This window comes from Sporosarcina thermotolerans (assembly GCF_042658975.1).
Lineage (GTDB): Bacteria > Bacillota > Bacilli > Bacillales_A > Planococcaceae > Sporosarcina > Sporosarcina thermotolerans.
This window is the reverse complement of the sequence record NZ_JBHSRM010000020.1, coordinates 1-19,737: the sequence shown is the minus strand read 5'-3', so window position 1 is coordinate 19,737 and position 19,737 is coordinate 1. Positions and strand designations below refer to the sequence as shown.

The following is a 19,737-nucleotide window of genomic DNA, read 5'->3' as shown; positions in this document are numbered from 1 at the left end:
AAGTTGAAGGAGTTTACTCAGTAACTTGGATCTTAATGTAGTGGTTTGATAAATTGGCAATACTTAAAGTTAGAAACACGTCAATCATCGGGGAATTGATGCGGAAAAAAGGGGATACTCTGAATGGAGAATCATCAACATAATAATTTTGCGGAACCAACATCGGAAATTGAGTATATAACTTGAAAGTTGGAGATTAGGTCAGATTCGCTCTGCCTAATGCTCCAACTTTTTTAATTATCGATTATGTCTATTGATCAAATCAACGAAAGCATCTACGAAGGACTGTAAAAACTCTGTTGTTCCTTCATTCAACTTTCCGTTCTCGTCAAATAATTGAGGAGAATTTGCAAGGTACGCTTCAGGCTGCTGTACGACTGGCATATTTAAGAATACAAGGCTTTGGCGTAAATGGTGGTTCGCACCAAATCCACTTAAATTCCCCATGGATTGACTGATAACCGCTGCAGGTTTACCGTTCCAAGCACTTTGTCCATAAGGACGTGAACCAACATCCAATGCGTTTTTTAATGCGCCAGAGATTGAACGGTTATACTCAGGTGTTACAAAGAGTACAGCGTCAACTTCTTTAATGGAGTTACGGAATGCCGTATATTCTCCAGGTACATTGCTTTCTGTATCAATATCTTCATTGTATAGAGGAAGATTTCCAATTTCGACGAATTGTGTTTCGTAACCGTCTGGGAATAATTCTCCTACACTTTTAGCGATTTTTGTTGAAAACGATTCTTTTCTTAAACTACCACTGATCAATGCTACTTTAACCATGTTTTAATCACCTGTCCTTTATGTTAGTAAATTGGGAAAGCTTCCTCCCATTCATCAGTTTATATATTAAGTGATATGGAAGTCAATTACATTGCTTGGTATTACTCTCACCAACATTTGCAAATTGTATACACATCACTTAATATGCAAAGTAATAGGGGGCCCACGTATGAAATATACATTAAGAAGAATTCGACTTAGTTATATAGTTTGGCTGCGATATGCACGTTTTTATAATCGAAATGTTAAATGTACAAACCAACATTTATCCAAATGGGGGATGAAAACTGGCCAATTTGATGTCCTTAGTCATATTAAACCAAATGAAAGAATTACGCAGTGTGATTTAGCAAGTAGGCTCGTTGTCACCGAGTCGAATGTGACGCAAATACTAAAAAAGCTTGAGGACAATGGTTTAATACGACGTGAACGTGAATGGAAAAATAAGTTTATCTCACTTACAGAAGAAGGAATTAAACTGCGAAACGAAGTTGTTTCTGAGCAAGAACACTTCCAGGCCGATCAATTTTCAATGTTAAACGATCAGGAATTAAATCAATTGATTGCAATTTTGAAGAAGATCGAAAAAGGGGGACGGGGATAAAAAAGAACAAATGCACAATAGCTAACCCGTTCAGTTCAGAGGTGCAAAATCTAATTTAAACACACAAAAAGAGTCCTAATTCGCATATGAATTGGACTCTTTCCCTTTGCCTATAACGCACCTATTTTGGAAATCCTATTCTACTAAGGATTCTGTTATTTCCCCATTAAGATTTTTAATCGCCAACATCGAATTATCCTGAATGATTCCTGTATCTACGAAACCAAATGAAGCGTATAAAGTTTTAGCTTTGACATTACTTGTATGATAAAAGAGGGTTACAAATTCTGCTTCTCCATATGGCATATTTTCAATTTCCGTTAACATTTTTTCAAAAGCAAGTTTGCCATATCCTTTTCCTTGGTAACTTTTATCAATCATATTATGCCAAATAAAATAACTTTTCTTGCCATAGAAAAGTTCGTTTTCAAATGATTCATGATCTAACGTATCATAAATATACATCAAAAATCCAACCATCGTATCATTCGCATAAATAGCTAATGGAGAAGCTGGTATACCATCTGTGTTCAACATATGAGCGTCTGCGAAGCATCTAAGGTTAGTAGTTTTTAGTATGAATTCTTTCTGGTTTTCTTCAACTTCAAGTGCTATTACTTCATCTATGTTATCCCGGGTTATCTTTCGTAATTCAATCATTTGTTTATCTCCTCTTATAAGACAAGCCACTTCCACACATAGCCTAAAAAATTCTAAGTGAATTGACACCGTCTTTTTGCATAATTTTACTATCGAGATATTTCAGTCAGAGTTATTTTATTACTGGCAGATTTACTTGGTTTACCCAATCCTGAATAAATGGCTCTTGATTCGGAAGCAAATTAGGTAGGTTGTTACGGGAAAAGAATCGATGTTCATGACTTTCATCAGTGTTATGAATTAAGTTTCCTGAAAACCTATTAGAAAGGAAAATAATTTGGACGCTATACATTTTATCTCCATTTGGATATTCTGAAAAACCTTTTTCACCCGAGTAAAGTCCAAATAATTGTAATTGTTCAGCCGTCAATCCCGTTTCCTCGAATGTTTCGCGCACAGCAGTTTCAAGAAACGTTTCCCCAGGCTCCATGACTCCCCCTGGTATTCCCCATATATCCCGATCTTTTCTATGTTGAAGTAAGATCTGTTTCTCTTTTTCAATAATAATTCCACAACCTACAGTCATTAGCATTTCATTTCCAATTAATTTACGCATTGTTTGTATATAACTCATGATTTCCTCCTTCAATGTACAGTCCTCAAAAAAGAAACAAATACATTTTTAATTTGATGATTTTCCTTAATGTCTTCTGATATTAGTCCACAAGCATATTCAATTCGAACAGTATAACCAAACAAAACTTTCTCGGATGTTACTACACCACACCCATCACAATTAAATCCACAACCATCTACAATGCCTTTTTGTTTGTTTTGAAATCCCGTAATTGCTCTTTTTTCAGCAATATCTTTTGTAATCCAGGGTGAGAAAGTAAATAAGATAATTGATGCAACTAAAAAAATAATACTTAAGGATAACTTTCTTTGCGCAGATATCAGCCCTTACAATTTAATTAATACTAATCTGCCGTGTTAGTTAAATAAATGCTCACTAACAATATTCGGAATTTTAATTCTTCATCTTTCAATAATAGTACCACATTAATAGTTTGTTTCCTTTTACTACTGGAATACTTCGATAAATATATAAAAAGCACTGCTAAAAGCAATGCTAATTTGTACTTTAATTTAGTTATTTGCGGCGTTATTTAAAGTTTTGTACCACTCAACTGAACGGGTTACACAATGGCACTTGTTCCTTGAATTTATTAAAAAACCTTCCGATGATAAATCCGCACAGACAGCATCCAAGAGAAGCAATACAGAAGAATTACTGAGAATATCGCTCCTCCATACAACAGAGCGTCATCGAGAGAAAGGAGCGTTTGGACAATACCCCGGATTCTATCATTCAAATCAGGTATGAATGTGCTAATAGTAATAAAGTAAAGGACAAATAAAACAATAGAAGCAATCATCAAATACTGGCTTTTGAAAAGATATGAAAATGGAAAAGCAAGGGAGATAAAAACAGCTACAAATCCTGCTATAAATAATAATTGCCCCCAAGGAACTAGCTCATTATGAATAACCAAATTCCCGATGAAAATCGTTAGTAAGACAAGGAAAATGAACACACATGCAACCGCGTATTTGGAGCTAACAATTTCTTTCCGCGTATAAGGCAAAGAATTCAGTAAGTAATGGACAGACGATTTTTCATCCGTTAAAAAGCTTTGCATAATGATGGCGATAGAAAATAAAATTCCAACGTAGATCCTAGAACCATCAAAAAATACATCGAGAAATAAGATGGGCAACAAAATTAGTAATGTATATTTCTGCAAAACAATATCTTTACGAATGAGATGCAGCATAGTGATCAATTCCTTTCTTTGTGTACAGCATAATATCTTCAAGTGTAGGTCTTTCAAAAATGACTGTCCCTCCGAAAATGCCCTCTGTACGATGTTTGTTCATCGTCAATGCCTCAAAACCATGATTGGATCTTCGAATGCCTATAAATTCTTGTTCAGTATCACGATCCAATAAATTCATTTCGCCTTTCACAATCGCATAGTCTTCCTCGATTTTATAATGCTCTTTAGTGAAAATATGCTGGCCGTTATGGATGAACGTTATATAATCAGCAATTCGATCCAAGTCCGTCGTAATATGCGTCGAAAAGAAAATAGTCTTTTCATCATCCTGCATAAGATCATGGAGTATGTCTAACAGCTCCCTGCGGAATATTGGGTCTAATCCAGATGTCGGTTCGTCCATAATGATTAACTCTGCATGGTGGGATAACGCAAAGGTCAAGGAAGCTTTCATCATCATTCCTTTTGAGAAAGTCTTTATTTGTTTTTTCATCGGCAATTCAAATAGGTTAATATAGTGTTGAAAAAGGGTATCATCCCAATTTTTATAGGCTGGTTTTATGATTTTCTTCATTTCTGCCAACGTAATATTCTCGTAAAGAATATTGTTATCATATACAAATCCGATTCGTTGTTTAATTTCTTTTTCATGGTTTTTGTAATTCAAACCAAATAGCGAGATCTCTCCGCTGTCCGGTTGCAATAAATTCATGATCAACTTGATAGTTGTGGATTTTCCCACTCCATTTCCACCGATGAACCCTGTAACAAAGCCTTTCTTAACTGAGAGCGAAAAGTCTTTCAGCTCAAACCCTTTGAACGTCCTATTTACATTTCGCAATTCAATTACGTTTTCCATCATTTCTCCTCCTTATATAACAAGGTAAGTAATTCTTGTAATTCAGCTAACTCGACCCCAATTTCTTTGCTATTTACAATCGCAGACAGTAATTGTTCTTCGATTACTTTCATTTTTCGCTCAAGAATCATTTCATTATTTTGTTCCGACACGAACGATCCTTTACCAACGATTGAGTAAATAAAGCCGTTTTTCTCAAGCTCCTCATACGCCCGTTTTGTCGTGATGACGCTTATATCCAAGTCTTTAGCTAACTGGCGCATGGATGGCAACGCTTCTCCCGCCCGTAATTCATTCGTCAAAATATGTTTTTTAATTTGCACATAAATCTGCTCATAGATGGGATCTTTTGATGTATTGGAAATTATAATTTGCATAGAACGACCTCTTTCTTGCAATAGTGTATATACACGTTATATACACTATATACAGCAAGAGATTCAAATGCAAGTAAAATCTGAAAAAAGTTCATCCTAACTTGTAAGCTATTCAGAATTTTGATATTCTATATTTAAATCTTATTAAGTCAATAGGTTTTGTTTGATTGAATATAAAGGAGAGATTTTCATGTCTATTAGCGAAAAAAAGATGAATGTGGAAAGCTTCAATTTGGATCATACGAAAGTGAAAGCACCGTTTGTGCGACTTGCAGGGGTTAAGGAAGGTGTCAATGGCGATGTCATCCGGAAGTATGACATCCGCTTTTGCCAGCCGAATCAGGAGCATCTTGAAATGCCCGCGATTCATTCATTGGAGCATATGATGGCGGAGTTCAGCAGGAATCATTCGGACAAAATCGTGGACATCAGTCCGATGGGATGCCAGACGGGTTATTATATGGCGCTCATCAACCACGACGATTACGAAGATGTCCTTGATTTATTGGAAAAGACATTGAAGGATGTTTTGACTGCGGATGAAGTGCCCGCGTGCAATGAAGTTCAATGCGGATGGGCTGCGAGCCATAGTCTTGAGGGCGCGAAGGAAGCGGCGAAAAAGATGTTGGATAAGCGGGCTGAGTGGACGACGGTGTTTGAGTAAAAATCATATATAAGTCAGTAACACGAAAAGAAGTATAAATTTCCGACTCGGAGATTTATGCTTCTTTTTTTGTTAGGAACCTACAATTCAGCCTATTTTGATAATCATCTGGACAAATATACTAAATTAGATGTAAGTTTAAACCGATGCTCAACAAGGAGTGATAGGCATTGTCAGCTTCAAATAAAGAGGAAAGTAAAACTCCTATAATCGTTATAGTTGCATTGGTTACTGCTATAAGTCTCTTAGGAGATTCAATGTTATATATTGTGTTGCCTTTATATTGGAAAGAAGCAGGTCTCGACTCCATTTGGCAAGTCGGTATACTTTTATCCATTAACCGCTTTATCAGATTGCCTTTCAACCCGCTTGTTGGATGGCTTTATAATAAGATTACCCTTAAAACGGGGTTAATTATTGCAATTATTTTAGGTAGCATAACGACCTTAGGCTATGGATTATTTACCGGGTTTATTGCCTGGATTATTTTACGTAGTGTTTGGGGAATTGCTTGGTCGTTCTTCAGAATTGGTGGTTTATCCGTTGTGGCCTTTAATACGGAAGAAAATAATAGGGGGAAGTCAATTGGACTTTACAATGGACTGCATCGATTAGGGAGCTTGTTTGGCATGCTCATAGGGGGCCTGTTGGTGCCTATTTTAGGGTTAAGTGCCGTTTCGATTATTTTTGGATGTCTTACATTGTTAGGGCTACCACTGATTTTATTGTATGTTAAAACAAATTCTTTGATGGAAAATAAGCAGGATTACAAGGTTGTTATTGTCAAAGAAAGAATTGTAGATAGACTTAAACAGGGCAGGGGAATGATTATTTTCACCGGTTTCTGTATTACGCTTTTAATACAAGGAATTTTCATCTCAACGCTAAGCTCTGTAATCGAGCATTTCCATGGAGAACGTGTCACCTTGTTTGGATCCGTGATTAGTGCTTCCTTCCTTGCTGGTATTCTTTTGTCGGTACGATGGCTATGGGAGCCGTTTTTAGGAGCAAAATTTGGGGTTTGGTCAGATGGAGTTAAAGGAAGGGTGCCAGTACTCGTTCTGTCATTACTATTTGCGAGTTTGACATTCGGAAGCATTTCATATGATCTTCCACTCGTTCTTATGATTTTCTTTACGTTCCTAGTGATGATTGCAGCTACTTCTCTTACAACCATTGTTGATGCAATTGCCCTGGACTTATCAAAAAACACGAATGTAGTTTCATTTCTTACAACCTATACAGTAGCTCAGGATTTAGGTGCATCTGTAGGTCCATTTATCAGTTTCATGGTTTTTGGTCTAACAAACGGAATCTCTTACGTTTACTGGGGAGGGGCAGGGATGTTTTTGATGTTGGCAATTCTTTGGTCAAAAAGCTATAGAAGGGAAAGAAGAAACACTACCTCATTCTTATTTGGGAAATTGTCATGAATACTGACTTTTATTCATACAATATATTTGGGGTGGAAAAATGCCAAGAGTCAAATACATTGAAAATGATGTTAATCTAATGGCGAGGATGATGAGGGCGGAAGCCGAGGGTGAAGGAAACCAAGGTATGTTATACGTTGGAAATGTAATTGTTAACCGTGCCGTAGCAGATTGTTTAGACTTTCAAGATGTAAGAACGATTAACGATGTCATTTATCAAGTGCAAGGCGGAAATTATTCTTTTGAAGCTGTTCAAAAGGGGAATTTATTCTACCAAAGAGCAAGGGAATCTGAGAAAAGATTAGCAAGACAGAATTTGGAGCGTTGGAGACAACATCCGGCGAAATACTCCCTTTGGTACTTCAATCCATTCGGTCCTTGTCCGCCAACCTGGTACGGCCAACCTTTTACCGGTCAATTCAAAAATCATTGTTTCTATGAACCAGTAGCAGGAACATGTGATAGTGTCTATAGTTAAAGAATGAAGGACAGTTACCCTTTTCGAGTCAATTGACTTGGAAAGGGTTTTTTTAATTGTGACGGGAATTGTAAAGGTACCTGTGCGCCACACAATCGAGGTACCTTCAAAAATGGGAATGGTGCCTTCAAAAACAAAAAGAGGTACCTGCAAAAACACAGGTACCTTCAAACCGTCCACTATCTCCTCACAAATAACAGTTTAAACCACTGAATCACGATGAACGGCATGATTGCCAAACTATAAATGAGCAGAAATTGTGTGCTGCTTAATGTGGCGACTTTGAAAACGCCTGAGAGTGACGGGATGAGCAGGACGGCGTGCAAACTTAAGAATCCGATGAAAAACGCTAACCATGTGTACTTGTTTGAAAACACGCCGATTGTAAAGATGGATTCCTTCGATCTGGAGTTGAACCCATGTACCAATCGGGAAAGACATAACGTTGCGAATGCCATTGTGCTTGCCGTAACCACATCTCCTGTTTCGAGTCCCGTCCGGAATGCGATGATGGTGGCGATTGCGATAAGGATCCCCTCAAGGACAACCCTTGTCGTAAACATTTTAGTTAATAAAGGTTTATGGATATCCCTTGGCTTGTCCTTCATTGCTTTCGGATGATGCGGCTCAAATCCAATTGCAATTGCGGGTAGGCTGTCGGTCAGCAAGTTGATGAATAAGAGATGGACTGGCGCAAAGGGGACGGGTAAAGCAAGCACCGTTGCGTAAAGAACGACAAAAATAGCCCCTGCATTCCCTGACAATAAAAAGAGAATGGAGTTTTTGATATTCGTGTAAATGCCTCGTCCATTCGAAATTGCTTTAACAATCGTTGAAAAGTTATCATCCGTCAATACCATCGAGGATGCGTCTTTTGCCACTTCCGTTCCGGTGATTCCCATCGCCACCCCGATATCAGCTTTCTTCAAGGCAGGCCCATCATTCACGCCGTCCCCAGTCATTGCGACGACATGTCCTTTTTCCTGATAGGCATTCACAATCCGCATCTTATGCTCAGGTGTGACACGGGCAAAAACGGCAAGGTCTTCAATCCGTTCCTCAAGCTCATCGTCCGTCAATTTTTCGATTTCATGGCCTTCGATCGCTTCGGACGGATCCTTTAAGATCCCGATTTGCCTTGCTATGGACATTGCCGTTATTTTATGGTCACCGGTAATCATGACAGGTTTAATCCCAGCTTGAATGCAGCTTTCAACCGCAGCCCGCGATTCTTTTCTTGGTGGATCCATCATGGCGATTAAGCCTACAAATGTTAGCCCACTTTCATCCTTGGCATCGATGGGATGGTTGCCCCTTCGTTCCTTGTAGGCAATCGCCAACACCCGTAAACCATTCTCGGAAAAGGATTGGTTAACTTCTTCGATTTTTCTGCGGTGTTCATCCGTCATCGTCAAGATTCCTTTAGAAGTCTCGATTTTTACGATTTTCGGCAGGAGGACATCGACTGCTCCTTTTGTAATCATGACGGTTTGATTACCAGTTTCATTCACAGTACTCATTAGCTTTCTATCGGAATCAAAAGGAAGTTCCGCTACTCTCGGATAATGCTTCCTGACAAGTAGTTCATCAAAAAGAAACTGTCTCCCTAATTTCACGAGCGCCATTTCGGTAGGGTCACCGATCTCTTTTTCATTCTGACTTAACGCGTCGTTACAGAGTATTGCTTGCAAGAGTAGTTTCTTTTGAACCGGATGTTCCGGATGTAGTCGATCGTGGGGAATGACTTTTTGGTCTACATACACTTGCTGAACTTGCATTTTATTCTCGGTTAACGTTCCGGTTTTATCAGAACAAATGACCGATACGCTGCCCAGACTTTCGACAGCATACAACTTTCGGATAATCGCGTTTTCCTTCGCCATTTTGCGGGTCCCGAACGCTAACACAATCGTCACAATCGAACTCAATGCTTCCGGAATCGCCGCCACTGCGAGAGAAACGGCGAACATGAACGATTCGACCAGTTCGCGGCCCCGAACGAGGTCAATCGAGAAAATTACTACGCAAATCATCGTAATCCCGAGTGCCAACTTTTCCCCGAAGCGGTCCAAGCTAATTTGCAGAGGAGTTTTCTTCTCCTTTGCAGTATCTAATAAATTCGCGATCTTCCCAATTTCGGTCTCCATCCCAATTGCTGTCACAGCGACAAGTCCGCGACCGTTTGTGACAAAGCTACCTCCGAACACCATATTGTTCTGATCGGCTATCGTTTCATGAGCTTCACCAAGAGGCGCGGAGCTTTTTGCCACAGCAAGTGATTCACCTGTTAATGAACTTTCATTAATATGCAAATTAAAGCTTTCAATCACTCGTCCATCGGCGCTTATGAAATCGCCTGCCTCTAGCATTAGTAAATCCCCAACAATGATATCTTCCGAATCAATCTCAATGAGTTGGTTGTTCCGCATCACTTTTGCAGTGGGGGAGGACAACGCCTTTAAATTCTCCAATGACTGTTCCGCCTTCGCATGCTGAACAGTGCCCAAAATTGCGTTTACGATAACAACAAGCAGTATGACAATCGTGCTTTCGACTTCACCTAATAGAAATGAAACGATAGCGGCGACCAGTAAAATGATGACTAATAAGTCGGTGAACTGGCCAAAGAAAACGGCAATCGAACTTGTCCTTTTTCCTTCCGTCAACTCATTGTAGCCATACTTGTCCCGTCTCATTTCCACATCATCATCATTCAAGCCAAGCGAAGTCACCTCCAATGATTTCATGACCTCATCCGCAGATAGTCGGTGATAGGCTAACATTCGATTCCCCCTTCAGTTGAAAAACCATATTCAATAGAACTTAATAGGTTGTCCAATCTCCGGTATCATCCTATGCTTGCGGTCATAGTTCGTATTCCATCGACATTGTGAAGGCTTTGTGAAGGTACCTGTGCGTCACACAATCGAGAATATTCACCTAAAATGCATAGTTGGAAATTGTTATCGTTGTGTTTATGTTGTTTGCAAATCATTATTATGTATTTATATGTAATGTATTGAATTATCATAAATGTGTATTGAACAGGTACCTTTACATTATTGAATGGTATTTGTTACCGGCATCATTTCAATTCATCCTCCGTGACGGATAAACAATTATCGTGATACAGTAACAACTGAACTGTAAGTCGAATGATTGTTGTTAGTTATACGTACATTGATTTTATGAATACAGTAAATGAATAGTTAATCGGGCCCATGTTGTCTATCAGTACTATTCAAACAATACGATTAAATGAGGTGCAAAGATGAATATATTTACACAACACAACCCGACAAAATTATATTTTGGAAAAGGGCAAATTAGTCAATTATCAACAGAAGTCCGTCAAATGAAAGTCCTTCTTGTATATGGCGGAGGAAGCATTAAGCAAAATGGTGTATATGAAGACGTGATAAATGAACTCAAAAAAGTAGAAGCCACCATTTTTAAATTACCTGGCGTTGAACCAAATCCACGGTTAACAACCGTTTACCGAGGCGTTGAAATTTGTAAATCAGAAGGAATCGACATACTTTTAGCCGTAGGTGGCGGAAGTGTCATTGATTGTACGAAAGCGATTGCAATTGGTGCAAAATATGATGGGGATGTTTGGGAGTTAATCACACGAAAAGCTCCGATTGAATCAGCGCTTCCAATCGGAACTGTACTTACGTTAGCTGCAACTGGCTCTGAAATGAATCCAATTTCAGTTATTTCCAACTGGGAAACAAAAGATAAACTTGGATGGGGCTCACCTCTTGTATTCCCACGTTTTTCTATCTTAGATCCTACGTATACGTTCTCAGTGTCTCACAAACAAACGGTGTATGGAATTGTAGATAGTATGTCTCATGCGCTTGAAAGTTACTTCCATCGCACAAAAAACACACCATTGATTGACGCATTCATTGAATCACTCCTTCGAACAGCGATTCAAACAGCGCCAAAATTACTTGAGGATTTAACGTCATATGACCATCGTGAAACAATGATGTACCTAAGTACAATCGCATTTAATGAAACGTTATTGAATGGAACAGACGGTGGGGATTGGGGATCTCATCGAATTGAACATGCCCTTTCTGCTGTTTATGACATTCCACACGGTGGAGGACTCGCTATCTTGTTCCCGAACTGGTTAGAGCATGTACTTGAAGAAGATCCATCTCGTGTGAAAATGTTGGCAATGAATGTTTTCGGCATTTCGGATGAAGGGAAAAGTGATATTGAAGTCGCAAAAGAAGGAGCCAAAGCTCTACGTGCGTTCTGGAATTCACTCGGTGCCCCAAGTCGTTTGAGTGACTATGATATCGATGACAGAGATATCGAGTTGATTATCGATAAAACATTTATCAAACCAGGCGTTGGTTTGTATAAAGAATTAGATCGAGAAAGTGTTAGAGATATTTTAATTCGTTCGATGTAAACAAACAAAACGTCAATCCAAATTATGGATGCTTATACTGTAGAAAAAGGGTAGGAAATCGATTTGATTTCCTACCCTTTTGTTATGCCATAGGTGGAGTTTTTCACGCGAAGGAATTGGTGATGTTGGCGAAGTATGAGAGTGTTTGGATTGGGACTGTGGAGAAGTTGTTTGTGCAGTTGAAGGGAAAGTAAGTAACGCTATCTGAATACAGCCAATGAGATGTACCTTTACCACTCTATACCTTATAGATAATCACGGATAATAAAACATATTTTTTGGAATCACAACATATATGTTGTGATGACTGAATGTTTTGTGTCGCGAGTATGGAAACATTATTAGTCAAAGTGTAGGAGGGGCGATTTATGAGTATTGAATATTTATCTGAAGCTAGACATTCAGATTTTATAGATTTCTGTAGAAAATGCAGGAATGAGGTAGATGATTCTTATCTTTATGAGGAAGACCTAAAAATCTTTCAGTCTGATCAGGACAATCCAACGTATATAGTTTTAGATGACCAATCAAAAATTATTGCCGGGGTTTCTCTCATCCAGGATTCATATTTTAAGAAAGGAAAAAAGGGACGCTGGCGGATCTTTCACTCCATAGAACCTAACCTAAATATTTACAAGCTTATGCTCGAGAGTATAAAGCCCCACATAACAGAAATAAACGATGTCTATCTTTTTATTCAAGAAGACAATTTTATCGTCCGGGATATTTTTCATTCCATGCAGTTTACTATTGAACGTTACGCCTATTTTCTAACAAGAGAAGCCATAGATATCGCACAACCAAACTTACCAAAGGACTACTCATTTAAAACCTTTGAATTTAATAAAGATGAGGTAGACTATCTTTATGTGCGAAACACTGGTTTTGCAACACTTAAAGGTTCGGAGACGCCGCTGACAGTCGAAGACGTTAAGAACATGGAGAATAAAGAAGATTATTTAGAAGGTGGAATCTCTCTTCTTTATCACCAAGAAAAGCCGGTTGGGGTCGTACGCTCATCTAGAGAGTTTTACAATAATGAATTTGTGCTGAACATCGGTACTTTAGCTCTCATCCCTGAATATCAAGGGAAAGGATTAGGACGTCAGTTATTGAGAAAAGCACTTGAATTTGGAAATAGTATCGGGCTTCCAAAGACGGTTTTAAGCGCCAATGCTGAAAACGAACGAGCAGTTAATCTTTATACTAAAGAAGGATTTAAAAAGGAAGAATCGGTGGTTTGCTATAATTATAAAGTTCAACCTTAGGTACCGACGTTTTCTACAATAAAATTGGCGTATCCTATCCAATCGGGTTTACGATTGAGACCCAGCAATTTGACCCGTATTGCAATTACGGAAACCCAGGCACGATGTTCGAACAAATGGCGATGAACCGGCTCATGCAGAATGATATGTATCCGGAGAATATTGATAATCGATAAAATGAATTAGAGAAAAGAGCGTTAGATCCGTTGATGCGGGCGTCTAACGCTTTTTTCATTGCGAACTGTACTTTATGCGTAAGTAAAGACTTTTATGCGTGAAAAATGGGGTTTATGCGGTTTTCCAGGCATTTATGCGCGTTATTTTTCATTTATGAGGAATTGCGTGAGTTTATGCGCAAGAATAGGGATTTATGCGGTTTTAACATCGCATCGACTATTACCGGTGCAATGGAAATGGCGCATGACTATCTATCTTCTTATGATAAAGACCGTAAAAAGGCTTTGGAGGGGTTTTATGTGTAAGGAATCCATTATAAGTCGTGTGCGTATTGGTTACGATACTTAATAGTAATAGACAGCGGTTCATAGTTAGCCATATCGAAAAGGAGCCATCGTATGAAAGACACAAATAAAGCCCCAACTCTTTTTAAACAGGCAATGAGTGTGAACAGAAGGCCGTTTCCTTGGGTGAAAGCTTTTTTTGCAGGGGTCGCTGCATCTTTGCCAGTCTTGATCGGGTTATTGTTTGGCAATTTAGAGTATGGGTTGATCGCGGGGATGGGAGGATTCACATTCCTCTACTTTTTCAATATCCCGCATGCCCAAAATGCTAAAAAGCTATTTTTTGTTGTCATTGGAATGACGTTCGCTTCCGCACTCGGGACGCTATCTGCACCGTACCCGCTCGCATCCGCTATTTTGATGGGGGTTATCGGAGCGACAGGTATTTTTATTTTTGGAGCCTTGCGAATTGCTGGGCCATCTGCCATCTTTTTTGTCCTCGTCTTTGCGTTGACGACAGGGATGCCTGTCAATCCAGAACTTGTGCTAGTACGGGCTGGCCTCGTTTTTTTAGGTGCGACATTATCGTATATCCTTGCCATGAGTAGTTGGTTTTTTAATCCACACGGGCCTGAGACAACTGTAGTGAAAAGAGTATATGGAGAGCTTGCGGCATTTGTTGACGCCATTGGTACGGATAAATTTCATGAGTCGAAAAATCGAGTCATGTCCGTTCTAAAAGAAGCAGAGTCTACACTTGCAGCAGGGTATATTACTTGGAGGAAAACAGAGGTTTTTAATCGACTGTATGTCTGTAATGAACATGCAAACAAGCTATTTTTGTATGTGCTTGAAAACTTTTCAGAAGATCATTCAAAACTCCCCTCGGAACTAGGACAAGCCATCCGGGGACTATCAGATTCACTGGATCATAAGGACAAAAGTAAACAGATTCGCAATAAAACCTTAGGGCCAGAAGAGTTGGATGAAAAGGTTACTGCATTATACAGGAAAATAAATGATGCTTACGCAATCATGAATGAACAAACAACATCCATTACGAAAGAGATAAGGATCTCAAAACCATCCATTCGAATGATTTTTGCGGAAGCATTTGACAAAAATTCAATTGTTTTTATTTCAGCAGTACGATTCGGTGTCATCACAATTATCGCGGCAATCATCGCTTATGAATTTAATTTAGCACGCTCCTATTGGGTGCCTTTATCTTGTGTTGCCGTTTTGTCGGGAGCAACCATTGTAGCGACATTTCATCGAGCGATACAAAGAGGTATTGGTACAATTGTTGGGATTCTCCTTGCAGGCATCCTTCTTGCGATACATCCATCTGGATACCTCATTGCGCTTTTCATTCTTGTATTGACGTTCATTACAGAGCTCTTCATTGTGAAAAATTACGGGTTAGCTGCACTGTTCTTCACACCGAGTGCGTTATTGATGGTTGAAAGCACAAGCCATGGAAGCTTCAGTTTTTCTTATTTTGCTTCAGCGAGGATCATCGATGTAGTTATTGGGAGTGCGATTGGCTTAATCGGCGTATGGTTTGTAGGGAGAAGGTCTGCATCGAGCCGCTTACCTCAGTTAGTGACCAAAACGATTCGCAGTCAAGGACAGTTGTTATTACTTCTATTCTCGGAGCATGGAGCAAGAGGGAATGTCGAGGAAAGTAGTGAAAGCAAAAAAATGCAAATTAACATGACGAACTTACAAACCCTTTATAAAACTGCGGCAGGGGAGATTCCGGTCAATCTAAAGGCGGTGGATGAGTATTGGCCAGTCCTTTTTTCCATCGAGCGATTAGGGTATTTATTAGGCAACTGCTCCAAAGTCGAAAAGCGCCTAATTCTTTCAGAGGAACAGCTTGCCCAACTGCTGTACGTATGTGAAACGATGGCAATTGCTGCAGGTCGACAACAGTCGCCGACGATTAAAAACGTTCCCGAAATCGAATCGTTCCCAAGTATACAGAAAGAGATCATCCGCTTGCAAAAATCCCTTCAAATGAATGAGCATCTTTAAAAAGACGGTATCTGTGGGTTTCGAATAACCACAGATCCCGCCATTTAGGTTTACTAGGATTTACTTGTTTGTTCTGCGTAGTGTTTAAAATTATCTAAAATCGCCTGCCATCCTTGTCGTTGAAAATCGATTGGATTTTCAGTTTCAGCCTCAAACGTTTCAATTACCTCAGTTTCGTTTCCTTGACTTCTAAAGGTGATTTTTACTTTTCTTCCGTCACCTAAGGTATAAGAAATAACTTCATGTAATTTTACATCATCGTAGACTCCGCCAAAGTCAAACCCCATACTACCATCTTTTGCTTCCATTCTTGAAGTGAATTTCCCACATGGTCTTAGATCATTCTCAGCAAATGGTGTGTGCCAGTCATCTGATGCACTGTTCCATTTTTTAATATGGTTTGGATCTGTCCAATATTCCCAGACCTTTTCCACCAGTGCCTGAATAGATGCTTCAATTGTGATTTCCTCAATTGCTCCCATATGTCTCCACCTTTAAAAGTATTTAGTTCTACGTTACCTATGATTGACTTCCACCAATATAATAAACCTAAAATTCCATTGGGCGAAAACTACACTTAAATAAATTGCAAAGTATTCGCATCAAGAATTATTCATCACTCTACTATTATGCCTTCTCCCAATTCACAGGCGGCTTATTGAGTTGCGGAGGAATGCCTAACTCCTTTGATGCGGCAAAGATAAATTCTCTCCTAAAAAAGTAACTTCTACTCATAACAATTTTTCCGTTTTCAACCTCTTGGTACTGAATATCATGGATAAGTGAGCCATTTTCTGATTTTGATAGAACAACGATGACTGGCCTACCCCATAGTATATATTGTTTCGCTTCGTGACCAGGAAGTCCAAATTGTAATGACCCATTTCGAATTTCATCCTTTGTAGTTTCAAGGAAACCAAGGGAAGCTTCATAATGGGGCTGGTCGCTGAATAATTCAAGAAGACCTTCCACATCGCCATTAGCTATTGCCTTTAAATATGTCTGGATGACTTGATGTTCACTTTCAGTAGGCTCCGTTTTCGACCTTGTTCCCTCAGGCATATCCTTTAGCTTATTCTTCATCCTTCTTGTTGTAGCATACACAGCATTAGGTGTTGTTTTTATGATACTTGCCACTTCGTCTGCATTGAATTGGAAGATTTCCTTTAAGAGAAAGACAGCAGTTTGCTTAGGCGTGAAAAGGTAAAACAGCTGTTCCAAGGCCTCTTCAAGTTCAAGATGATCAGAAAAATCGGCTGTAGGCAATTCATCTTCAGACAACGTTCCGAGGTTTCGCTTTTCTCTACGACAATGGTCAATCCATGTATTTGTCGCAATACGATAAAGATATGATTTGAGATTTGTAACATGCCACCGTTGATATAAACTTCCCATCGTCTTTAACATCGTTTCCTGATAAAGATCCTCACCATCCCACGGAGATCTCGTTAAATAGCGACAATACTTCCATAATCCATCTCCCAAATCCGCAATGACTGTTTCGAATTCCTGTTGAAATTCCCGCGACAGCTCAATAAGCTGATTAACTTTCTGCTCACCCAATGTATAGCCCCCTTTAGTTCATTCATATGTATAACGAATAAGGCGGGGAAAATTATACTAATTCCCTTTAAAAAATTGAAGTTACATAAATGTATGGTGCACAGGCACTTAACTTGGTAAGTTAACCTATTTTTTTCTTCTCGTGCACTGTGACAAAGAGCATGCCTGGGATTAACACTATGGCAACAACTGAAAGTACAATTGCCATCATACTCATATTTCCTACGTTCATTCCTGTAGCAAACGCCACTCCATAAATACTTGAAGCCAAAATATTTCCGATAAACCTCGACGTCATTAGAAGTCCAGACGCGATTCCGCTTTCCTCAACACGAATAAATTTATACAACAAGTTTTGCAGTCCGATATTCTGAATCCCATTACTGATCCCCGTAACCGCAAGCACAACTCCAATCCAGACTAATGGAGATTGATCCTTAACGGTAAATAACAAAATCACACCGACTAATCCGACGAGTACACTAGTCAGCAATGGAATTCGAAATCCTGCCCGCTCCATCCACCTAGTAGCAATCGGTGTCATAATCATTGCGAATATGGAAAGCGACAGCATCGCGATTCCAGCCATTTGAGAGCTTGCGCCTAACACAGTTTGGATAAATGTCGGGAAGCTTAACAGCACTGCAAAGAAGATGACGGTTGAAAGAATATACTGACCAAAGATCACTGCGATATTCAAGTTCTTCCGGAAGAAGTTAACGTTGATAAATGGTTCATCTTTACCTTTCTCATACATGTAGAAAATAACCGTTAGGACAATCGAGAGTATCAATGTTCCGATTTGAACACGTTGCTCGAGTCCAAGTAAGAAGATCATCCAACATGTAATAAATGAACTAAATAACAAGATTCCTATTCCATCTAACTTATATGATGTAGCCTTGTTTTTCTGATCTTTTGGGATAAAGATTAATGTTAATACAATACCGATTGCGAGGATCGGCAAGTTCACATAAAAAATAACCGGCCAGCCACCAAACTGACTGAGCATTCCTCCGATAGTGGGTCCGAAAGCAGCAGACGTTGTAGCAAAAACTGCTAATGTCCCAATCACACGGTTTTGATTGTGCTGAATGGTGTTTCGGATAATCCCAACTCCAGCTGGAAAGAGTGCAGAGGTACCAATTGCTTGAATTCCCCGTGCAACAAGTAACATTGGCAAGTTGGGGGATAACGGTGCAAGAATGGATGACACCACAACTAATCCAAGTCCAATTAAAAAGATTAATTTCCTTCCATAAATATCACTCAATTTCCCAATTAAAGGTGTGAAAATCGCACTAATAATGAAATAAGAAGCAATTAACCATGAAATATTAGTGGAGCTCAACTGGAAGTCCTTTTGAATTGCTGGCAATGCGACTGTAATCATTGTCGTATTTAATGGATTTAGAATAACGCCTAACGACACAGCTAATATGATAAATTTATCATTTTTCCTTACTGTCATTCAGATATCTCCTTCATATGTAAAGTACTCCTCATAAATCTTAGCACAACAACGTCCTTAGCCGGCGTACTTGTATTTTTCAAAAAATGAAGTGTATTAAATTCCATCTCTAAAAAACTTTTAACAATTCTCCGAAAGAAGTCTCCCTCTTCAAGCGTGTGAAGGGTGAAGCCCAACGGTAAGAGGGAGATGAATTTCGGTTGGCGATAGCCAACACCTCTTTTGATTGGTATAATAGGAACAGGTATTCCTAATCTTCTGAAATGTGGTGATTTGAGTGGCAAATAAAGCATACAAATTTCGAATCTACCCGACAAAGGAACAAGAAGACTTTTTGGTCAAGACTTTTGGATGTGTTCGATTTGTCTACAATAAAATGCTCGCGGAACGCAAGGAAACCTATGAAAAACTCAAAGATAACATGACATTACTGAAGAAACAGAAGATTCCGACGCCCGCCAAATATAAGAAAGAATTTGAGTGGCTCAAGGAGGTTGATAGCCTGGCACTCGCTAACGCCCAGTTGAATCTGCAAACAGCGTTTTCCAATTTCTTCTCAGGCAAGACTAAGTACCCGAAATTCAAGAATCGTAAGTCAAGGCAATCCTACACGACAAACATGGTCAACGGAAACATCAAGATTCTGGATGCCCACATCAAACTACCGAAACTTACACCCCTTAGAATGAAACAGCATCGCGAAATCCCTTCACATCATGTTATCAAGTCATGCACAATTTCCCGTTCTTCCACAGGGAAATACCATATTTCCATACTCACAGAATATGAACACAAGCCCAAGAAAAAAGAAATCAAGCAAGTAGTCGGATTAGACTTTGCCATGGACGGCCTGTTTG

The 19,737-nt window shown here is 39.2% G+C and carries 19 protein-coding genes and 1 pseudogene; 10 read left to right on the top strand and 10 right to left on the bottom strand.

Going from position 1 to position 19,737, the window contains the following annotated elements; all coding sequences use genetic code 11:
* Positions 1–237: 237 nt before the first annotated feature.
* Positions 238–789, bottom strand: a complete 552-nt coding sequence (locus tag ACFPZG_RS15795) for an NADPH-dependent FMN reductase (RefSeq protein ID WP_283734237.1) — start codon at positions 787–789, stop codon at positions 238–240.
* 169 nt (positions 790–958) lie between these two features.
* On the opposite strand from ACFPZG_RS15795, the gene ACFPZG_RS15790 reads away from it, so the two are divergent.
* Positions 959–1,393, top strand: a complete 435-nt coding sequence (locus tag ACFPZG_RS15790; RefSeq protein ID WP_317941271.1) for a MarR family winged helix-turn-helix transcriptional regulator — start codon at positions 959–961, stop codon at positions 1,391–1,393.
* Between the two features lie 135 nt (positions 1,394–1,528).
* Here the strand turns inward: ACFPZG_RS15790 and ACFPZG_RS15785 are convergent, their stop codons facing one another.
* The 5 genes from ACFPZG_RS15785 to ACFPZG_RS15765 all read right to left on the bottom strand — a co-directional run bounded on the left by ACFPZG_RS15785 (position 1,529) and on the right by ACFPZG_RS15765 (position 5,070).
* Positions 1,529–2,053 carry a GNAT family N-acetyltransferase gene (locus ACFPZG_RS15785; protein WP_283734239.1) on the bottom strand — a complete coding sequence of 175 codons (525 nt, stop codon included), beginning with the start codon at positions 2,051–2,053 and terminating at the stop codon, positions 1,529–1,531.
* A gap of 112 nt (positions 2,054–2,165) precedes the next feature.
* Positions 2,166–2,627, bottom strand: a complete 462-nt coding sequence (locus tag ACFPZG_RS15780; protein ID WP_317941270.1) for an NUDIX hydrolase — start codon at positions 2,625–2,627, stop codon at positions 2,166–2,168.
* Positions 2,628–3,222: 595 nt separating this feature from the next.
* Positions 3,223–3,831 (bottom strand): ABC-2 transporter permease, encoded by a 609-nt coding sequence (locus ACFPZG_RS15775; RefSeq protein ID WP_283734240.1) that lies wholly within the window; start codon positions 3,829–3,831, stop codon positions 3,223–3,225.
* Positions 3,812–4,693, bottom strand: coding sequence for an ABC transporter ATP-binding protein (locus ACFPZG_RS15770; RefSeq protein ID WP_283734596.1), 882 nt, complete (start codon positions 4,691–4,693; stop codon positions 3,812–3,814). The genes ACFPZG_RS15775 and ACFPZG_RS15770 overlap by 20 nt, the downstream gene beginning before the upstream one ends.
* On the bottom strand, positions 4,693–5,070 hold the full coding sequence (locus tag ACFPZG_RS15765; RefSeq protein ID WP_283734241.1) for a GntR family transcriptional regulator: 378 nt from the start codon (positions 5,068–5,070) through the stop codon (positions 4,693–4,695). The genes ACFPZG_RS15770 and ACFPZG_RS15765 overlap by 1 nt, the downstream gene beginning before the upstream one ends.
* 190 nt (positions 5,071–5,260) lie before the next feature.
* On the opposite strand from ACFPZG_RS15765, the gene ACFPZG_RS15760 reads away from it, so the two are divergent.
* The 3 genes from ACFPZG_RS15760 (at position 5,261) to ACFPZG_RS15750 (ending at position 7,645) form a co-directional block, all read left to right on the top strand.
* Complete coding sequence (locus tag ACFPZG_RS15760; RefSeq protein WP_283734242.1) at positions 5,261–5,734, top strand: S-ribosylhomocysteine lyase; 474 nt, start codon at positions 5,261–5,263, stop codon at positions 5,732–5,734.
* 170 nt (positions 5,735–5,904) lie between these two features.
* Entirely contained in the window at positions 5,905–7,167 is a 1,263-nt protein-coding gene (locus ACFPZG_RS15755) for an MFS transporter (protein WP_283734243.1), read from the top strand.
* A 40-nt stretch (positions 7,168–7,207) separates the two neighbouring features.
* Entirely contained in the window at positions 7,208–7,645 is a 438-nt protein-coding gene (locus ACFPZG_RS15750; protein WP_283734244.1) for a cell wall hydrolase, read from the top strand.
* A 179-nt stretch (positions 7,646–7,824) separates the two neighbouring features.
* Here ACFPZG_RS15750 and ACFPZG_RS15745 read toward each other — a convergent pair whose 3' ends face one another.
* The gene (locus tag ACFPZG_RS15745; protein WP_317941269.1) at positions 7,825–10,428 is read right to left on the bottom strand and encodes a cation-translocating P-type ATPase; all 2,604 of its coding nucleotides are present in this window, start codon (positions 10,426–10,428) and stop codon (positions 7,825–7,827) included.
* A 488-nt stretch (positions 10,429–10,916) separates the two neighbouring features.
* Between ACFPZG_RS15745 and ACFPZG_RS15740 the strand changes: the two genes are divergently transcribed.
* The 5 genes and pseudogenes from ACFPZG_RS15740 to ACFPZG_RS15720 all read left to right on the top strand — a co-directional run bounded on the left by ACFPZG_RS15740 (position 10,917) and on the right by ACFPZG_RS15720 (position 15,846).
* A complete protein-coding gene (locus ACFPZG_RS15740; RefSeq protein WP_283734245.1) occupies positions 10,917–12,077 on the top strand; it encodes an iron-containing alcohol dehydrogenase in 1,161 nt (386 codons plus the stop codon).
* A 368-nt stretch (positions 12,078–12,445) separates the two neighbouring features.
* Complete coding sequence (locus ACFPZG_RS15735; protein WP_317941268.1) at positions 12,446–13,345, top strand: GNAT family N-acetyltransferase; 900 nt, start codon at positions 12,446–12,448, stop codon at positions 13,343–13,345.
* Between the two features lie 71 nt (positions 13,346–13,416).
* A pseudogene (locus ACFPZG_RS15730) lies at positions 13,417–13,521 on the top strand (preQ(1) synthase); the annotation flags it as partial.
* Positions 13,522–13,695: 174 nt separating this feature from the next.
* Positions 13,696–13,827, top strand: coding sequence for a hypothetical protein (locus tag ACFPZG_RS15725; protein WP_283734249.1), 132 nt, complete (start codon positions 13,696–13,698; stop codon positions 13,825–13,827).
* 93 nt (positions 13,828–13,920) lie between these two features.
* Positions 13,921–15,846 carry an FUSC family protein gene (locus ACFPZG_RS15720; protein WP_317941267.1) on the top strand — a complete coding sequence of 642 codons (1,926 nt, stop codon included), beginning with the start codon at positions 13,921–13,923 and terminating at the stop codon, positions 15,844–15,846.
* A 53-nt stretch (positions 15,847–15,899) separates the two neighbouring features.
* Here the strand turns inward: ACFPZG_RS15720 and ACFPZG_RS15715 are convergent, their stop codons facing one another.
* From ACFPZG_RS15715 to ACFPZG_RS15705, 3 genes are all read right to left on the bottom strand, one after another.
* Complete coding sequence (locus ACFPZG_RS15715) at positions 15,900–16,328, bottom strand: SRPBCC family protein (RefSeq protein ID WP_283734253.1); 429 nt, start codon at positions 16,326–16,328, stop codon at positions 15,900–15,902.
* Positions 16,329–16,473: 145 nt separating this feature from the next.
* Positions 16,474–17,409 carry an RNA polymerase sigma factor gene (locus tag ACFPZG_RS15710; protein ID WP_283734254.1) on the bottom strand — a complete coding sequence of 312 codons (936 nt, stop codon included), beginning with the start codon at positions 17,407–17,409 and terminating at the stop codon, positions 16,474–16,476.
* 121 nt (positions 17,410–17,530) lie between these two features.
* A complete protein-coding gene (locus ACFPZG_RS15705; RefSeq protein WP_283734255.1) occupies positions 17,531–18,880 on the bottom strand; it encodes an MFS transporter in 1,350 nt (449 codons plus the stop codon).
* A 277-nt stretch (positions 18,881–19,157) separates the two neighbouring features.
* On the opposite strand from ACFPZG_RS15705, the gene ACFPZG_RS15700 reads away from it, so the two are divergent.
* On the top strand, positions 19,158–19,737 hold a 580-nt coding region (locus ACFPZG_RS15700), incomplete at its 3' end, for an RNA-guided endonuclease TnpB family protein (RefSeq protein WP_381427912.1).